Below are 17,745 nucleotides of genomic sequence, written 5' to 3' on the forward strand. Positions count from 1 at the left end.
CCCCTAGAACCACTCCTCTCGCATGCTCAGGCACGTATCGTCGCGGGCCTCGAGCAATGCCAGCTCATTATGGCAGCCAGGCACTTCCCAGGTGAGGAAATAACGGGCGGCCTGCAGTTTGCCCTGGTAGAAGTCGCGGTCTGCGGCATTGCCCTTGAGCAGGCCAAGTTCAGCGTGGATGGCTTGCTCCAGCCAGCGCCAACCGATCACGCAATGGCCGAACGCCTTCAGGTACAGGGCCGAGTTGGCCAGGGCGGCGCTGACCTTGCCCTGGGCCAGATCGCCCAGTAGGGCGAGGGTGACGGCTTGCAGGCGATTGACCAGTTGCTCCAGTGGCTGGCGCAGGGTATCGAGGCCGGGGTGGTGGCTGGCGCGCTCGGCCGTGCTGGCGATCAGGCGAATCAGATGCTTGAGCCCGGCGCCGTTGTGTTGCGCCAGCTTGCGGCCGAGCAGGTCGAGTGACTGGATGCCCTCAGTGCCCTCGTGGATCGGGTTCAGGCGGTTGTCGCGGTAATGCTGCTCGACCGGGTATTCGCGGGTGTAGCCGTGCCCGCCGAGGATCTGGATGGCCAGTTCGTTAGCTTTGAGGCAGTACGCCGACGGCCAGGATTTGACGATCGGGGTCAGCAGGTCGAGCAGTGTCTGGGCCTGTTGCCGAGAGCTCTGGTCGTCGGCGGTCTGGGTGTCGTCGAACAGGCGCGCGGCGTACAGGCCCAGGTCGAAGGCGCCTTCCACGTAGGCTTTTTGGGTCAGCAGCATGCGCTTGACGTCGCTGTGCCCAATGATAGGGACGGCGGGGCTCTGCGGGTCCTTGCTGTCTGGCAGGCGCCCCTGCGGCCGTTGGCGGGCGTACTCCAGCGAATACAGGTAGCCGGCATAACCGAGCATCACCGCGCCCATGCCGACGCCGATACGTGCCTCGTTCATCATCTGGAACATGCAGGCCAGGCCCTGGTGCGGCTGGCCGACCAGGTAGCCGACGCACTGGCCGTTGTCACCGAAGTTGAGCGCGGTAGAGGTGGTGCCGCGCCAGCCCATCTTGTGGAACAGGCCGGCCAGCAGCACGTCGTTGCGTTCGCCACGGCTGCCATCCGGATTGACCAGGTACTTGGGCACGATGAACAGCGAGATGCCCTTCACGCCGGGCGGTGCGTCCGGCAGCTTGGCCAGGACCATGTGCACGATGTTTTCCGACAGTTCGTGGTCGCCGCCGGAGATGAAGATCTTGTTGCCCTTGATCCGGTAGCTGCCATCGCCGGCGGGTTCGGCGCGGGTGCGGATATCGGCCAGTGAAGACCCGGCATGCGGTTCGGTCAGCGCCATGGTGCCGAAGTAGCGGCCTTCGATCATCGGCTGCAGGAACAGGCGCTTTTGCTCCTCGCAGCCGAAGCTCTCTATCAGGTTGGCCGCGCCCATGGTCAGGAACGGGTAGGCCGTGGTGCCGGCGTTTGCAGCCTGGAAGTGGGCGAAGCAGGCTTGCGAGACCAGGCTGGGCAGTTGCATGCCGCCGGCTTCGAAGTCGCGGTTGGCGTTGAGAAACCCCGCATCGAGGAAGGCATCGACTGCCGGTTTGACCTCCGGGATCAGCTCGGCGCGGCCGTCCACATAGCGCGGCTCGTTTTCGTCGGCCTTGCGGTTGTGGGGCGCGAAGTACTTTTCGGCGATGGTGCGGGCGGTGGTCAGGGCAGCGTCGAAGGTTTCGCGGCTGTGCTCGGCGAAGCGCGGGCGCTGGGTCAGGGCTTCGGCGTCGAGCACTTCGTAGAGTTCGAAGGCGAGGTTGCGGGGGCTGAGCAGGGTCTCGGGCATCGGGGCGGTCCTTGGGCGGGGTTGGACCGAGTCTAGGATTTAAATAGAGGTGGGAGACAGGTTAATAGGTGGGGGTGATATGGGTTTAGAAGGTTTGGGGGCGGGCAGGCGCTAGCCGTGACGTATTTGCTGGTCCTGAGATCGAGCGCCGCCCGCGCGGCGCATCGCGAGCCAGCTCGCTCCTACATTTGTTTCGGGCCAGTGAGGCCTGTGGCATTTGCGCGCGACCGCCTTGTTTGTACGACGCGATATCGAGACAGGCACCAAGGGGCCGCGCGCCAATACCTCAGGAATAACTGGCCCGAAACAAATGTAGGAGCGAGCTGGCTCGCGATGCGCCGCGCGGGCGGCGCTCGATCGCGATCGCGCCCGAGAAGCCGGTGGCATGCACCTGGTGGCCGTAACACCAAACCCATAAAAAAAGGAGAGCCTAAGCTCTCCTTCTTCACCAACCGTCAGCTATCAACCAATGGTCATCAAGCTGGCATTACCCCCAGCAGCAGCGGTATTCACACTCACCGCCCGCTCAATCACCAACCGCTCCAATGCAATCTGATGATCCCCGCTGGACAACCCGTGCACCCCGACGATCGCCCCGGCGCGCTTGGCCACCTGCTGGCAAACGCCACGCAGCTGGTCCGAGTCGCCATGGTGGATCACGGCATCGAACGCCACGTCATCCTTGTTCCAGTCCGCCACCAGCTTGACCTTGCCCTGCAGCTCCTTCGGCAGGCGGCCGCGCAGGCCTTTGCCTGGCTCGCCATCCACCCACACCGCCGAGCTGCCAACGGCCAGCACCGCGGCAAACTGCGCCAGCAGGTCAGCCTCGTTGTCCGCCAGGCACAGCACGTGCTCGCGCGGCAGGATGGTGTAGCTGTTGCGCTCGCCGGTAGGCCCTGGCAGCAGGCGGGCGATGCCGCTCTGCGACTGGCCGGCGAACTGTGTGCACAGCGCGGCCAGGTCGGCCTGCTGGTTGCTCTCGGCCCAGGCCTTGAGGCTGTGCAGCGGCTTGATCAACTGCTCGTGCAGCGTACGGTCCGGCTTGCCTTCGCCATCCTGATGCTGGAAGTGACGGCCAATCGCGTCAGCCGGGCGGGTCGACAGCAGGCGGTACAGGTACAGCGGGCCACCAGCTTTCGGGCCGGTACCAGACAGGCCTTCACCACCGAACGGCTGCACGCCCACCACCGCACCAACGATGTTGCGGTTGACGTACATGTTGCCGGCGTTGGCGTTCTCCACCACCTTGGCGATGGTCTCGTCGATGCGGGTGTGCACGCCGAGGGTCAGGCCGTAGCCGGAGTTGTTGATCTGCTCGATCAACTGGTCGAGGTTGCGGCGGTTGTAGCGCACCACGTGCAGCACCGGGCCGAAGATCTCGCGCTTGAGCTCATCGAAGCTGTCCAGCTCGATCAGGGTCGGCATGACGAAGGTGCCGCGCTTGACCTCGCCAGCATCGGCGATGGCGACCTGGTACACCGAGCGGCCTTTTTCACGCATGCCCTGGATGTGTTTTTCGATACCCGCCTTGGCTTCGGCATCGATCACCGGGCCGATATCCACGGCCAGGCGGTCCGGGTTGCCCAGGCGGTTTTCGGCCATGGCACCCTTGAGCATTTCGATCACGCGGTCGGCAGAATCTTCCTGCAGGCACAGCACGCGCAGGGCCGAGCAACGCTGGCCGGCGCTGTCGAAGGCCGAGGACACCACATCGATCACCACCTGCTCGGTCAGTGCCGAGGAGTCGACAATCATCGCGTTCTGGCCGCCGGTTTCGGCGATCAGCGGGATCGGCCGGCCCTGGTTGTCCAGGCGCCCGGCGACGTTGCGCTGCAGCAGGCGGGCGACTTCGGTGGAGCCGGTGAACATCACGCCTTTGACGCGCTCGTCACCGACCAGGCCAGCACCCACGGTCTCGCCACGGCCTGGCAGCAGTTGCAGGACGCCTTCGGGAATACCGGCCTCAAGCAGCAGGCGCACGGCCTGGGCCGCGATCAGCGGGGTCTGCTCGGCAGGCTTGGCCAAGACCGGGTTACCGGCTGCCAGGGCTGCGGCCACCTGGCCAGTGAAGATCGCCAGCGGGAAGTTCCACGGGCTGATGCACACCACCGGGCCCAGCGGGCGGTGGGCGTCGTTGCTGAAATCATTGCGTGCCTGCACTGCGTAGTAGCGCAGGAAGTCCACGGCCTCGCGCACTTCGGCGATGGCGTTGGCGAAGGTCTTGCCGGCTTCGCGGATGAGCAGGCCCATCAGCGGCTGGATCTCGGCCTCCATCAGGTCGGCGGTGCGCTCAAGGATCGCAGCGCGCTCTGCGGGCGGGGTGGCCTGCCAGATCGGCGCGGCGTTGAGTGCGCATTGGATGGCGCTGTCGACGTCGGCAACGGTGGCTTCCTGAACATGGCCGACCACGTCGCGATGGTCTGCCGGGTTGAGTACCGGTGCTGCGGCTGCTTCACTGGCGGCGCAGGCCAGCAGCGGGGTGGCTTTCCAGTCGTTGTGGGCGGTGGCCAGCATGGCGCAGGACAGCGACGCCAGGCGGTGTTCGTTGGCCATGTCGATACCGGCCGAGTTGGCCCGCTCGCTGCCATACAGCTCACGCGGCAGCGGAATGCGCGGGTGCGGCAGGCCGAGGCTGCCTTCCTGGGTGCCCATGCGCTCGATGCTGGCGACCGGGTCGGCGACCAGTTCCTGGATAGAGATGGAGTGGTCGGCAATGCGGTTGACGAACGAGGTGTTGGCGCCGTTCTCCAGCAGGCGGCGGACCAGGTAGGCCAGCAGGGTTTCGTGGGTGCCGACCGGCGCGTACACGCGGCACGGGCGGTTCAGCTTGCCTTCGGAGATCTTGCCGACCACTTGTTCGTACAGTGGCTCGCCCATGCCGTGCAGGCACTGGAACTCGTACTGGCCTGGGTAATAGTTCTGGCCGGCGATGTGGTAGATGGCCGACAGGGTGTGGGCGTTATGCGTGGCGAACTGCGGGTAGATGGCTTCGGGTACTGCCAGCAGCTTGCGTGCACAGGCAACGTAGGAAACGTCGGTGTACACCTTGCGGGTATAGACCGGGTAGCCTTCCAGGCCTTCAACCTGGGCGCGCTTGATCTCGCTGTCCCAGTAGGCGCCTTTCACCAGGCGGATCATCAGGCGGTGGCGGCTGCGCTTGGCCAGGTCGATGACATAGTCGATGACGTACGGGCAGCGCTTCTGGTAGGCCTGGATAACGAAACCAATGCCGTTCCAGCCAGCCAGCGAAGGCTCGAAGCACAGGCGCTCGAGCAGGTCGAGCGACAGCTCCAGGCGGTCGGCCTCTTCGGCGTCGATGTTCAGGCCGATGTCGTATTGCTTGGCCAGCAGGGTCAGCGACAGCAGGCGCGGGTACAGCTCTTCCATCACGCGCTCGTACTGGGCGCGGCTGTAGCGTGGGTGCAGCGCCGACAGCTTGATCGAGATGCCCGGGCCTTCATAGATGCCGCGGCCATGGGAGGCTTTGCCGATCGAGTGGATGGCCTGCTCGTAGGACGCCAGGTACTTCTGGGCGTCGTGCTCGGTCAGTGCGGCTTCGCCGAGCATGTCGTAGGAATAACGGAAACCCTTGGCCTCGAAACGGCTGGCGTTGGCCAGGGCTTCGGCGATGGTTTCGCCGGTGACAAACTGCTCGCCCATCAGGCGCATCGCCATGTCGACGCCCTTGCGGATCATCGGCTCGCCGCTTTTGCCGATGATGCGGGTAAGCGACGAGGTCAGGCCGGACTCATTATGGGTAGACACCAGCTTGCCGGTCAGCAACAGCCCCCAGGTGGCGGCGTTGACGAACAGCGACGGGCTGTTGCCCAGGTGCGGCTGCCAGTTGCCGTTGCTGATCTTGTCGCGGATCAGCGCGTCACGGGTGCCTTTGTCGGGGATGCGCAGCAAGGCTTCGGCCAGGCACATCAGTGCCACACCTTCCTGGGACGACAGCGAGAACTCTTGCAGCAGCCCCTGGACGATGCCGGCACGCCCGCCTGCGCTCTTCTGGTTGCGCAGTTTCTCGGCGATGCCGGCGGCCAGTTTGTTGGTGGCCTCTGCCAGCGGCGCGCTCAGGCGAGCCTGCTCCAGCAGCATTGGGATAACTTCCTGCTCGGGGCGGCGATAGGCGGCAGTGATGGCCGAACGCAGGACCGATTGCGGCAGGATGCTCTCGGCGAACTCGAGGAAGCACTGGTGAGCATGGTCGGGCTGGATTTCACCGGCGTCGTCGGCCAGGTTGCTGGCCTGACCGTTGAGTTCGGTCAGGGTGGCGCCACCCTCGAGCTTCTCCAGGTAGTTGAAGATCGCTTGCTTGATCAACCAGTGCGGCGTGCGGTCGATGGACTGCGCAGCTGCTTTGAGTCGCTCACGGGTAGGGTCATCAAGTTTGACCCCAAGGGTGGTCGTCGCCATTTCTTATCCTCGTTATTGCCACGGTTGTGGCCTAAGCTGACGCCAAGAGTATCTGTAGGACAATTCGGGTGCAACCAGGTGCAACCCGTTTTTTTGGCAGAAAAGGTGCAACTCGTCCGGCGAACATTCCTACACTTAATAAAGGGTTGTTTATGGTGCGTTTTAATCTGAAAAACGCGGTTTTTGCTCCAAAAAGGAGCAAAAAGTAGGCAATAACTGAAAATGCATAAGTAGGTGCAACTAGACGAAGAAAAATGGTTGCACCTCGTTTGGGTTGTTGCATAGGATTCGTCGCCTGGGTGCAACCACCTCGTTGTGGTTGTGCATGAAATAAAAACAAACGCCAGGGCACACGCATGGGCAATCCACTAACGATCACCTTCGTGATCTACATCGCGGCAATGGTGCTGATCGGCTTCGCCGCCTATCGCGCCACCAATAACCTTTCCGACTACATCCTTGGCGGGCGCAGCTTGGGCAGTGTGGTTACCGCGCTTTCCGCCGGTGCCTCCGACATGAGCGGCTGGCTGTTGATGGGCCTGCCGGGCGCCATCTACTTCTCGGGCCTTTCCGAAGCCTGGATCGCCATCGGCCTGACCGTTGGTGCCTACCTGAACTGGCTGTTCGTTGCCGGCCGCCTGCGGGTGCAAACCGAGCACAACGGCGATGCACTGACGCTGCCGGACTACTTCGCCAGCCGTTTCGAAGACCAAAGCGGCCTGCTGCGGATCATCTCGGCCATCGTCATCCTGGTGTTCTTCACCATCTATTGCGCCTCTGGCATCGTGGCCGGTGCTCGTCTGTTCGAAAGCACCTTCGGCATGCCGTATGAGACCGCGCTGTGGGCCGGTGCTGCGGCGACCATCGCCTATACCTTCGTCGGTGGTTTCCTGGCGGTGAGCTGGACCGATACCGTGCAGGCATCGCTGATGATCTTCGCGCTGATCCTTACCCCGATCATCGTGCTGATCTCCACCGGTGGCGTCGACACCACCTTCCTGGCCATCGAGGCGCAGAACCCGGCCAACTTCGACATGCTCAAAGGCGCAACCTTCGTCGGCATCATCTCGCTGATGGGCTGGGGGCTGGGTTACTTCGGGCAGCCGCACATCCTGGCGCGCTTCATGGCCGCCGATTCGGTCAAGTCGATCGCCAAGGCACGTCGCATTTCCATGACCTGGATGATCCTGTGCCTGGCCGGCACTTGCGCCGTGGGCTTCTTCGGCATCGCCTACTTCTCGGCGCACCCTGACCTGGCAGGCCCGGTCACCGAGAACCGCGAGCGCGTGTTCATCGAGCTGGCGAAGATCCTGTTCAACCCATGGATCGCCGGTGTGCTGCTGTCGGCCATCCTGGCGGCGGTGATGAGCACCCTGAGCTGCCAGTTGCTGGTTTGCTCCAGTGCCTTGACCGAAGACTTCTATAAAGCCTTCCTGCGCAAGAATGCCTCGCAGCGCGAGCTGGTCTGGATTGGCCGCCTGATGGTGCTGGCCGTGGCGCTGATCGCCATCGCCATGGCAGCCGACCCGGACAACCGTGTACTGGGCCTGGTGGCTTATGCCTGGGCAGGCTTCGGTGCTGCCTTTGGTCCGGTGGTGCTGATCTCGGTACTGTGGAAGGGCATGACCCGTAACGGTGCCCTGGCCGGTATCGTGGTGGGTGCGCTGACCGTGATCGTGTGGAAGCAGATCGATGTCTGGGGTCTGTACGAAATCATCCCGGGCTTCCTGTTGGCCAGCATCGCCATCATTCTGGTGAGCAAGCTGGGTAGCCCATCGCAGGCGATGGTGCAGCGCTTCGAGACTGCTGATGCGGCGTATCACGCTGACAAGTAACCCTTGTGCCGACAGTCAGCTTTGCTGCTGACTGCCTGGTTAGAATCCGCTGGGCGTTGGCCCGGTAAAAGCAAGCGGCCCGAACAATCAGATTGTTCGGGCCGCTTGCTTTTCAGTGAAGCCTGCTTACAGCGAGAACTTCACTCGGGTTGCTTCAAACGCGTTTGCTTCCCTTGGGCGGATCAGCGCGTCGTAATCGCCAGGAGCGTAACTATCCAGGTTCATCGACCACTTTGTGCTTTGCGAGGACCCTACGACCAGGTTGTCGGTCGTGCCATCGGGCTTGGTGATTTCGAGTACAGCGGTGTACGGCACATTGGCGATACCGAGGTCGCCGTGTACCAGTGGTGTTTCGGTGTTGTCGAACGTGATGGAAGCTTTCATGTCAGGTACTCCTTGATAATGGAAGCGCTAGTTTGAGCTCCATGCCTGAGGTGAAGAACGAGGAATGGCTACCTGACATGGGGTGAGGTGGGTGGATGAACTGTGCGTGCCCGTACCTGACTCCGCCGGTCTTACGAGGTAAACTTGCCACCCCCGCAGGAGTTGCCATGAACTATCGTCACGCCTTCCACGCCGGCAACCATGCCGACGTTCTCAAGCACATCGTGCTGACCCGCCTCATCGCCCTGATGTCGCGCAAGGAGCAGCCGTTCGCCTATATAGACACCCACGCCGGCCTCGGTCTTTACGACCTGCAGGGCGACCAGGCGACCCGTACCGGTGAATACCTCGAAGGTGTTGCACGCTTGTGGAATCGCGATGATGTCCCGGCGATGGCCGCCGACTACCTGCGTGTCATCAAGCGCCTGAATGCCGATGGCGAATTGCGCTACTACCCTGGGTCGCCAGAACTGGCTCGCCGCCTGATGCGTCAGCAGGACCGGGCGTTGCTCAACGAGAAGCACCCTGAAGACGGGCCGCTGCTCAAAGAGAACATGAAGAAAGACCCGCGCGTGGTGGTGCACCTGGGTGAGGGTTGGCATGTACCGCGGGCGTTGCTGCCGGTGCAGGAAAAGCGCGCGATCATGCTGATCGACCCGCCATTCGAGCAGGCTGACGAGCTCAAGCGCTGCACCAGCTCGCTGAAAGAGGCGATTGGCCGCATGCGCCAGACCGTCGCTGCCATTTGGTACCCGATCAAGGACCAGCGCTCGCTCACCCGGTTCTACCAGGACCTCACCAGTACCGGTGCGCCGAAGCTGCTGCGGGTCGAGTTGTACGTGCACCACCAGGACAGCCCGCAGGGGCTGAATGGCTCTGGCCTGGCCATTGCCAACCCGCCGTGGGGCCTTGAAGAGGAGCTCAAGGAGCTGCTGCCTTGGCTGGCCAAGGAGCTGGCGCAGACCGCTGGCAGCTACCGGATGGACTGGCTGATCGCCGAATAAGGCACTGCCCACCGCTGCAGATTTGCCGCGCCGCCGCCCCTACAAGGGGCGGTGTGTCGTTCTGGTTTGCGTTATAATCCCGCCTTTTAGCCGCCACCCGCCCATGAGGCCGCTGGCGCATCTCTACCGAATGAAGAGGCTAATCCCTTGGCATTGACGATTCTTGGCCTGTCCGGCGCCCTTAGCCATGACCCTTCCGCGGCCCTGTACATTGACGGCAAGCTGATTGCCGCCGCCGAAGAAGAGCGCTTCGTGCGTGACAAGCATGCGAAGAACCGCATGCCCTACGAGTCGGCGAAGTTCTGCCTGGAGCAGGCGGGCATCAAACCGTCCGACGTCGACGTGGTAGCCATTCCGTTTGCGCCGATCAGCCTGTTCGGCAAGGCCCGCTGGCACTATGCCAAGCGTTACTGGTACGCCCCGGACCGCGCCCTCGACGCGATCCTGATGGGCAACCGCCGCTACAAGCGCTACCGCAAGAAGATCGTCTGGTGCCTGGAGCAACTGGGCTTCGACCCGAAAAAGGTCAAGATCGAGCCGGTCGAGCACCACCTGGCCCACGCCTCCAGCGCCTACCACTGCTCGGGCTTCAAGGAAAAGACCGCGATCCTCGGCATCGACGGTAAGGGCGAGTACGCCACCACCTTCTTCGGCTACGGCGAAAACGGCAAGATCCACAAGATCAAGGAGTTCTTCGACCCGGACTCCCTGGGCGGCCTGTATGGCGCGATCACCGAGTTCCTCGGTTTCGAGATGCTCGACGGCGAGTTCAAGGTCATGGGCATGGCGCCGTACGGCGATGCCAGCAAGTATGACTTCTCGCGCCTGGCCAGCTTCGAGAACGGCGAGTTGGTGATCAACACCGAATACGCCAACGTCATCGGCCTGCGCCGCTATAAAGAGAAGGGCAAGGGTTTCTACTTCTCGCCGAAGCTGATCGAATGGCTGGGCCCCAAGCGCGAAGGCGACATTGCCGACGAGCCGTACATCCACTACGCAGCCAGCATGCAGGCGCTGTTCGAAAAGCTGGCCCTGCAGATGATCGACCATTACCTGGGCGACACCTTGAAGCAGACTGGCAAGCTGGCTTTCGCCGGTGGCTGCGCGCTGAACGTCAAGCTCAACCAGAAGATCATCGCCCGCCCGGATGTGAAGGAGCTGTTCGTCCAGCCCGCATCCGGTGACGCCGGTACTGCGGTGGGTGCTGCTGCTTATGTTTCCCACGCCCGTGGCGTGCCGGTCGAGAAGATGGAACACGTCTACCTCGGCCCGTCGTACTCCAACGAGGACGTGATCGCCGCCTGCGCCCGTCACCCGGACCAGCCGAAGTGGCGCAAGCTCGACAACATGCCAGAGCAGATCGCCAAGATCATGGTCGACGGCAACCCGGTGGCCTGGTTCCAGGGCCGTATGGAGTTCGGCCCGCGCGCCCTGGGCGGTCGTTCGATCATCGGTTGCCCGAGCGTCGAAGGCGTGGCTGACCGTATCAACCACCAGATCAAGTTCCGCGAGCGCTGGAGGCCTTTCTGCCCGTCGATGCTCGACACCGTCGCGCCGCAGATGATCAAGGTCGACCACCCGGCGCCATTCATGACCTTCACCTTCGAAGTGGCTGAAGAGTGGAAAACCCGTGTGCCGGAAGTGGTCCACGAGGACGGCACTTCGCGTGCTCAGGTGCTCAAGCGCGAGTACAACCCGCGCTACTACGACATGATGAAGGCGCTGGAAAACCTGACCGGCAACGGCGTCTCGCTGAACACCTCGCTGAACCGCCGTGGTGAACCGATGATCTGCTCGCCGACCGATGCCTTGAACATGTTCTTTGGCTCGGACCTGCAGTACCTGATCATGGAAGACATCCTGGTAGTGAAGGACGGCGCGGCCGCGTATGACCAGCCGCTCTGAACCGCGCATCCTGCAGTTCTGCCATGGCTATGACGGGCCGTTCCTGGACTGTGCCCGTCAGTACGCCAGCCTGTTTCAGGGGCGTGGCTACCAGGTCACCACGGTATTTCTCACCGGCGCCGCCGACCCGCAGGTTGCGGCGGGCTGCGCGTCGGACGAGGTGCTGTTCCTGGAGTTCAGCTCCAAGGCTGTGCGTGGCCTGAAGCTCGGCGCCATCCGCGCCTTGCGGCGGATTGCTACCGAGCGCAATTTCAGTTTCTGCATCGCCCACCGGTTCAAGCCGATCTATGTGGCATTGCTGGGTACTGGCCTACCGGTAATCGGTGTGCACCATGCCTTTGGCGACTATCAGCGCAAGGGGCGGCGGCTGTTTGCCAACCTGTTCAGCAAGCGCCTGAGCCTGCTGGGTGTTTCGGATGCGGTGCGTGACGACATGCGCCGTTGCCTGCCGCAGTGGCCGGCCGAACGCATCCAGACTCTGTACAACCGTATCGACATCCAGGCCCTGCAAGCGGCATTGGTGCCGCGTGAAGCGGCGCGCCAGGCCCTTGGCCTGGACCCTCAGGCGTGGATTGTCGGCAATGTCGGGCGCCTGCACCCGGACAAGGACCAGGCCACGCTGTTGCGTGGTTTTGCCGAAGCGCTGCCGGGGCTCCCCGCAGGCGCGCGCCTGGCGATTCTGGGTAAAGGCCGCCTCGAAGCCCAACTCAAGGCATTGGCGGCCGAGCTCGGCATTGCCGGCCAGGTGGATTTCCTCGGCCAGGTGCCGGACGCGCGGCGCTATTTCAAGGCGTTCGATGTGTTTGCCCTGAGTTCCGACCATGAGCCGTTCGGCATGGTCCTGCTCGAAGCCATGGTCGCGGGCGTACCACTGCTGGCCACGGCCTGTGGTGGGGCACGCGAAGTGGTCGAGGGTGTGGGTGTGCTGTTCCCGCTTGGCGATGCTGCGCAGCTGGCTCAAGGCCTGAAGCACATGGCCGCGCTAGACGACCAACAGCGCGAGGCGTGCGCCGAGCACATGCTGCAACGCCTGCACCAGCGCTTCTCCGATTCGGCGGTACGCGAAGCCTTCTGGCAACTGCCGCAGGTGCGTGCCTTGGTGGCGAAGGCGTGATGCTCAATCGTATTCAAGCCTTCCGCGAGCGCGGCTGGCAAGTCATCGACGCCAAGGCATATGCCGAGGCATGGGCGCGGTTTGGTGGCAGCGTTGCCACTCATCCGCGGGTGGTCGAGCAGTTGGCCGAGTTGGCGCAGATCCCCGTGCGCTACCTGGGTTGGCTGCAAGACGGCGAGCTGAAAGCGGCGATCCCGACCTGGGGGCGCCACCTGGCGCTGTCCAAGGACGTGCTCAAGCGCGCGGGCAAGAAAGGCCTGTTCGACCTGGGCAATGCCGAGATCATCCTGCCGGCCGCCGCCGATGCCAGCGCGCCGCTGCGCCATGCCGCGCGTTACCTGTCCGAGCTGAACCAGGGTCGTTTCACTGGCCTCAAGGCACAGACCGAGCAGTTGGCCATGGCCCGCGCTCATGAAGACCTGTCGAAAAAGTTCCGCTACAACCAGCGCCGCGAGTTGCGCCTGCTGGAAGAGGCGGGCGGGGTGGTGCGGCCGATCAGTGACTTCGACGCCGGCCAGATCGCCGCCATGTACCGTGACCTGTTCCAGCGCCGCTGGGGCTTCCCGGCTACCGGCGCCGAGCGCCTGGCCGAGGTGCTTGAGCGTTTGCGCGAGCTGCTGATCGGTTCGGTGCTGCTGCTGGACGACAAGCCGATCGCGATTCAGCTGGTGTACCGGGTCGAAGCGCCCGAGTGGATCAGCGTCGAGTACGTCAACGGCGGCGTCGACCCCGAGACCAAGGCATTCAGCCCCGGTAGCGTGCTGAGCTTCCTCAACACCCAGGCAGCCTGGGAAGACGCCCGCGCACGTAACAAGCCGCTGCGGTTCTCGTTCGGCCGTGCCGACCGTGAGTACAAGGATCGCTGGTGCAACCCCGTGCCGGTGTTCCAGGCGTGAGCCGCAAGCAGCAATTGCTCAAGCGCCATCGGCGCAACAAGCGCCTGGGCCTGCTTGCCGGCCTGATCGCACTGATCGCGCTGGGGGTACTGGCCTGGTGGTGGCTGCCGCTGTTGTTGCTGCCGTTGGTCTGGGCCGCCCATGAGGCCTGGTTCGCCGATCACTTGTTCTACGCACCCGGTGAGGATTACGCCTACAACTTCGGTGAGCAAACCCGCGCGGCGGCGGCCAGCCTGCAGGGTGGGCTGCTGCAGGCCGATGCGACACTGCAAGGTGACGAGACCCTCGTCCTGGAACTGCGGATAAAGAGCACCTGGCTGGGGCGCTTTCTCGACCCGCGGGTGGAGCTTTCTGCGGATGCGCTGAGTGATCGGCAAACTTTCGAGCGCGGCGTCGACGGGGTTCGCTTCCTGAACCTGACCGGCATGGCCTTGCCGCTCAAAGCCGGCACGCTGCGTGTGCGTGGCCGCCATTGCCGGCTGCAGGGCGAACCGCGCCTGTGGATAACCCCCAGGGTCGAATTGCAGCGCCGCCGCGTGATGGTGATTGCGCCGCATGCCGATGATGCCGAGCTGGCGGCTTATGGGCTGTACAGCCAGGCTGACGAAACCTGGGTGGTCACCCTGACTGCCGGCGAGATCGAAGCCGAGCACTATCAGAAAATGGGCCTGGGAAAGGCCGAGGCGGCGCGCCTGAAAGGGCGCTTGCGCGCCTGGGACAGCATTGCCGTGCCGCGCTGGGCTGGTGTGCCGCAATCGCGCTGCGTGCAGTTGGGCTACTTCTGCCTGCAACTGCCCACCATGCAGGCCGCGCCAGATGTACCGGCGGCTTCACGCGAAGCCGACATGGCCGATATCCGCCCGTTCCGCCAGTTCAATCCGTTCCCGCTGCCGGCCGACAATGACGGTGCGCCGACCTGGCACAACCTGCTGGCCGACCTGCGTGCGCTGTTGGCAATGGCCAAGCCCGAGGTGCTGGTCATGCCGCACCCGCAACTCGACCCGCACCCCGATCATGTCTGTGCCCAGGCGGCCGTGCTGGAAGCCTTGCAAGGCCTGGCGTGGCAGCCGCAAACGCTGCTGTGCTACGCCAACCACCTGCATGACAACGACCGCTGGCCGATGGGTGACAGCGGCGACGGTGTGGCCTTGCCGCCACAACTGAGTGCCGAGCAGTCGTGGGCACCGTGCTCGCTGGTGCTGGACGTGTCGACCCAGCACGACAAGGCCATGGCCCTGGGCATGATGCACGACCTGCAGCCCCCCGCGCCGTTCAAACGCCGCCTGCGGCGATTGTTGCAACGCTGGCTGGCCGGGCGCAGGCCGTCGCCCTATGGCGAAAACGAATTCTTCCGCAAGGCTGTGCGCCGGCATGAACTGTTCTGGCGCCGTGAGCTGTAAACAATGCCCATGGTTGACCGCGATGGCGCAGCGCGCCCAAGGAAAGCAATGAAAGTCTTATTTCTGGTGCAGAAGGAACAGCGGGCGATCCTCGACCGCCTGTACGATGGCGTCGCGGCCAACTGCGAATGTGACCTGCGCTGGCTGACCAGTGAAGACCAGCGTAACCTGCGCCGCTACTTCAAGCGTGAAGTGCAGGTGGAGCGTTACGACCGCATCGTGTTCTTCCTGCGCTTCAAGCAGGAAATCCGCCAGGTGGCGTTCATCCAGACGGTGCCAAACCTGGTCATCCTCGAACATGACGCCTATCAGAACTACATCCCCTGCAAGTACACCGGCAAGTTCAGCGCGCATTACCGCAAACTGCCGTGGGCGCGGGTGATCAGTTCGGGCTACATGGTCAGCGAGCGCCTGCGCCAGGAAGGCTTTGACGCGGTATTCGTGCCCAAGGGCTACGATGAGCAGCTGCTGACCGACCAGGGGCGTGAGCGCGATATCGACCTGGCGTTCGTCGGCAGTACCAACAGCGTTGCCTACAGCGGGCGCAAGGCGCTGCTGGACGAGTTGGGGCGGGTCGAGAACCTGGTGGTGACCCGCACCAAGTCGGGCGAGGACTATTGCAACACGCTCAACCGTATTCGTTTCTTCGTCAGTGCCGATGTCGGCATGGGCGAGTACATGATCAAGAACTTCGAGGCCATGGCCTGTGGCTGTGTGTTGCTGGCGTTCGACCAGGGCGAGGAAGAAAACCGCGCCCTGGGCCTGCAGGACATGCACAACGTGGTGTTCTATGACAGCATCCCGACCCTCCAGGAAAAGCTGCGCAGTTTGCGCGCCGACCCTGCGCTGGCCCAGCGGATTGCTGAAAATGGCCGCCATCTGGCGGTTTCTCGTTTCAGTTTCGGTGAAGTTGGACGTAGCATCGTCGACCACATGCGCCCTGCGCTCAGGCCTCATCCGCCGTTGTCTGCCTGGCAGCGGCTACGCCTGAAACTGGGCATTTAATAAAGCACTTTCGTGCCTACGGAGCGGGTGCTGGAAGTCGATTGTCGCAATGCGGAGGGAGTCCGGTGCGCTTTTCAAATGAGAGTGATGTCACGCTGGTCGTGACCAGCTGTGGGCGGTTCGATCTGCTCAAAGACACCCTTGAGAGTTTCGATCGCTACAACACCGCGCCCATTCGCGAAGTCTTCATCACCGAAGATTCCGGTGACGATGCCGTGCATGGGGCAGTGCCAGAGCACTGGAAACCGTATTGCAAGGTGTTCGTCAATCGGCCGAAGCTGGGCCAGCTGCCGTCGATCGACCTGGCTTACAGCCACGTCAAGACGCCTTACATCTTCCATTGCGAGGATGACTGGCATTTCTACCGGCAGGGCTTTGTCGAAGATTCCCGGGCGATCCTGGAGGTCAGCCCCAACCTGCTGCAGGTCTGGCTGCGCAGCCATGCCCATGACCTGTCCGTGCACAGCCCTTACATCCACCTTGGCGACCGGCAGGTGATCGCGGGCGTGCCTTGCTACCCACTGCTCTCCGAAAAAGCGGAGTGGCAAGCGTTTTCGCTCAACCCCGGCCTGCGTCGTTTGAGCGATTATCAGCGCTGCGCACCATTTGCCGCCTATGCTGGAGAAAAGGCGCTTTCCCGTCGTTATGCTGAGTTAAATCTGACAGCGGTCACCTTGGAGGGTGATGCAGTATTGCACACAGGATTTGGTAATCACGTGACCTTGCCCATAGAAGTGGAGCGCAAGGCCAAACGTCGTCAACGTGATCGGATAAAGCTGGCATTGACGCTGGTGGCAGGTGCCGTGATTGGCATGGGTATCACCATTTTTGTTCAATGAAGTCGCAGTCCCACCTGACCTTGAGCGGGAGAGGGGCGCTAACCCCATGAACATCGTCAATATGATGTGGGCAGGCGGTTCGCCGTACATGTCCATCCACAAGGTTCACCGACAGGTGCTGTCGCACGCCGGCCCCGATGCCAGGATCAGCAACTGGCTGCTGTTGGGCAGCGGGCTGTGCTGTGGGCTCGGCTCGACCCGGGAGTGGCACATGCCGCCGCGTGCGCTCAAGGGCCGGCACCTGTGGCGCCTGCTGCGGCCGTGGCTGCGCATGCGCCTGCGCAAGGCGCTGGCCGAGGCCCAGGCCGAGATCGTGCTGCTCGACGGTGTCGGCGTGGCAAGGCTGGTGCTGCCGCTGCTGCAGCAGATTCCCGAGGTGCGTGCCAAGGTACTGTTCCACGGCAAGACGCGCCTGACGGCGAGTGATATCCGCCTGTTGCGCGCATTGCCCGCCGAGCGCTTGAGCATCGCAGCGGTTTCGCACACGCTTGCCGAAGCCCTGGAGCATGACCTTGGGCGGCCGGTACAGACCCTGCGCATGGCGCTCGACCCTCGGGCCTTCGTCGAACCGCTGTTGAGCCGCGAGCAGGCCAGGCAGGCACTGGCGTTGCGGCCAGGCAACGGCCAGGTGCTCGGTGCGGTGGGGCGGCTGGTCGAAAGCAAGGGCTTTGAAATGCTGATCGAGGCGTTTGCCAAGGCCGTTGTCCACAAACCCGATCTGCAGATGGCAATCATTGGTGAAGGCCCTCTGCATGCCGTGCTGCAAGCGCGTATCGACGAACTGGGCCTGGCCGGGCAGGTCCACCTGTGCGGCCACCGTGAAGACCTGCAGCGGCTGTACCGGGCATTTGACTGGCTATTGGTACCTTCGCGCTCGGAGGGCCTGGGGCTGGTGGTGCAAGAGGCGGTGATGGCCGATGTACCGGTGGTGTGCAGCGACCTGCTGGTGTTCCGTGAGCAGTTGCTGGACACCGGTGGCTACCTGCCCATTGCCGATGAGCATGCCTGGGCCGAGGCGATAGCGCGCTGCAGCCTGCCAGACGCCGCAGCCGTGGCCGCCCGGCAACGCCAGGCGCTGGCGCCGGAGCAGGCCTGGCAAGCCTTCCAGAATGGCTCGCAAAGCCTGCTGCGGGGTTGACCC

Annotated in this window: 12 protein-coding genes; 9 read left to right on the top strand and 3 right to left on the bottom strand. The window is 63.4% G+C overall.

What is annotated here, in order from left to right:
- Positions 1–3: 3 nt before the first annotated feature.
- Together DJ563_RS23235 and putA are read right to left on the bottom strand one after the other, a co-directional pair.
- Entirely contained in the window at positions 4–1,806 is a 1,803-nt protein-coding gene (locus DJ563_RS23235) for an acyl-CoA dehydrogenase (RefSeq protein WP_434518404.1), read from the bottom strand.
- Positions 1,807–2,268: 462 nt separating this feature from the next.
- Positions 2,269–6,222, bottom strand: a complete 3,954-nt coding sequence (putA, locus tag DJ563_RS23240) for a trifunctional transcriptional regulator/proline dehydrogenase/L-glutamate gamma-semialdehyde dehydrogenase (protein ID WP_274097532.1) — start codon at positions 6,220–6,222, stop codon at positions 2,269–2,271.
- 356 nt (positions 6,223–6,578) lie between these two features.
- On the opposite strand from putA, the gene putP reads away from it, so the two are divergent.
- Positions 6,579–8,057 carry a sodium/proline symporter PutP gene (gene putP / locus DJ563_RS23245; RefSeq protein ID WP_274097533.1) on the top strand — a complete coding sequence of 493 codons (1,479 nt, stop codon included), beginning with the start codon at positions 6,579–6,581 and terminating at the stop codon, positions 8,055–8,057.
- A gap of 126 nt (positions 8,058–8,183) precedes the next feature.
- On the opposite strand, the gene DJ563_RS23250 is transcribed toward putP, so the two are convergent.
- Positions 8,184–8,441, bottom strand: coding sequence for a hypothetical protein (locus DJ563_RS23250; RefSeq protein ID WP_274097534.1), 258 nt, complete (start codon positions 8,439–8,441; stop codon positions 8,184–8,186).
- Between the two features lie 167 nt (positions 8,442–8,608).
- Here DJ563_RS23250 and DJ563_RS23255 point away from each other — a divergent pair, with 167 nt between their 5' ends.
- The 8 genes from DJ563_RS23255 (at position 8,609) to DJ563_RS23290 (ending at position 17,742) form a co-directional block, all read left to right on the top strand.
- Positions 8,609–9,445: a 23S rRNA (adenine(2030)-N(6))-methyltransferase RlmJ gene (locus tag DJ563_RS23255; protein WP_274097535.1), complete on the top strand. Its 837-nt coding sequence runs from the start codon at positions 8,609–8,611 to the stop codon at positions 9,443–9,445.
- 147 nt (positions 9,446–9,592) lie between these two features.
- The gene (locus tag DJ563_RS23260; protein ID WP_027592485.1) at positions 9,593–11,350 is read left to right on the top strand and encodes a carbamoyltransferase family protein; all 1,758 of its coding nucleotides are present in this window, start codon (positions 9,593–9,595) and stop codon (positions 11,348–11,350) included.
- Positions 11,334–12,464 carry a glycosyltransferase gene (locus tag DJ563_RS23265; protein ID WP_274097536.1) on the top strand — a complete coding sequence of 377 codons (1,131 nt, stop codon included), beginning with the start codon at positions 11,334–11,336 and terminating at the stop codon, positions 12,462–12,464. The genes DJ563_RS23260 and DJ563_RS23265 overlap by 17 nt, the downstream gene beginning before the upstream one ends.
- The gene (locus DJ563_RS23270; protein ID WP_033701856.1) at positions 12,464–13,360 is read left to right on the top strand and encodes an antimicrobial resistance protein Mig-14; all 897 of its coding nucleotides are present in this window, start codon (positions 12,464–12,466) and stop codon (positions 13,358–13,360) included. The genes DJ563_RS23265 and DJ563_RS23270 overlap by 1 nt, the downstream gene beginning before the upstream one ends.
- Positions 13,357–14,760: a PIG-L deacetylase family protein gene (locus DJ563_RS23275; RefSeq protein ID WP_434519744.1), complete on the top strand. Its 1,404-nt coding sequence runs from the start codon at positions 13,357–13,359 to the stop codon at positions 14,758–14,760. Before DJ563_RS23270 ends, DJ563_RS23275 begins: the two co-directional genes overlap by 4 nt.
- A 48-nt stretch (positions 14,761–14,808) precedes the next feature.
- Entirely contained in the window at positions 14,809–15,765 is a 957-nt protein-coding gene (locus tag DJ563_RS23280; protein WP_095063881.1) for a glycosyltransferase family protein, read from the top strand.
- Positions 15,766–15,830: 65 nt separating this feature from the next.
- Positions 15,831–16,604 carry a glycosyltransferase family 2 protein gene (locus tag DJ563_RS23285; protein WP_434518405.1) on the top strand — a complete coding sequence of 258 codons (774 nt, stop codon included), beginning with the start codon at positions 15,831–15,833 and terminating at the stop codon, positions 16,602–16,604.
- 46 nt (positions 16,605–16,650) lie between these two features.
- Positions 16,651–17,742: a glycosyltransferase gene (locus DJ563_RS23290; protein ID WP_434518406.1), complete on the top strand. Its 1,092-nt coding sequence runs from the start codon at positions 16,651–16,653 to the stop codon at positions 17,740–17,742.
- Positions 17,743–17,745: the final 3 nt, after the last annotated feature.

Origin of the sequence: Pseudomonas sp. NFX1 (assembly GCF_051123555.1) — a bacterium.
In the GTDB taxonomy this organism is placed as follows: domain Bacteria; phylum Pseudomonadota; class Gammaproteobacteria; order Pseudomonadales; family Pseudomonadaceae; genus Aquipseudomonas; species Aquipseudomonas capeferrum.

Excerpts from the sequence above, each read along its gene's own strand:
- DJ563_RS23270 (WP_033701856.1), top strand. The coding sequence starts at position 12,464 with ATGCTCAATCGTATTCAAGCCTTCCGCGAGCGCGGCTGGCAAGTCATC.
- putP (WP_274097533.1), top strand. The coding sequence starts at position 6,579 with ATGGGCAATCCACTAACGATCACCTTCGTGATCTACATCGCGGCAATG.
- DJ563_RS23290 (WP_434518406.1), top strand. The coding sequence starts at position 16,651 with ATGAACATCGTCAATATGATGTGGGCAGGCGGTTCGCCGTACATGTCC.
- DJ563_RS23235 (WP_434518404.1), bottom strand. The coding sequence starts at position 1,806 with ATGCCCGAGACCCTGCTCAGCCCCCGCAACCTCGCCTTCGAACTCTAC.
- DJ563_RS23265 (WP_274097536.1), top strand. The coding sequence starts at position 11,334 with ATGACCAGCCGCTCTGAACCGCGCATCCTGCAGTTCTGCCATGGCTAT.
- DJ563_RS23280 (WP_095063881.1), top strand. The coding sequence starts at position 14,809 with ATGAAAGTCTTATTTCTGGTGCAGAAGGAACAGCGGGCGATCCTCGAC.
- DJ563_RS23255 (WP_274097535.1), top strand. The coding sequence starts at position 8,609 with ATGAACTATCGTCACGCCTTCCACGCCGGCAACCATGCCGACGTTCTC.
- putA (WP_274097532.1), bottom strand. The coding sequence starts at position 6,222 with ATGGCGACGACCACCCTTGGGGTCAAACTTGATGACCCTACCCGTGAG.
- DJ563_RS23250 (WP_274097534.1), bottom strand. The coding sequence starts at position 8,441 with ATGAAAGCTTCCATCACGTTCGACAACACCGAAACACCACTGGTACAC.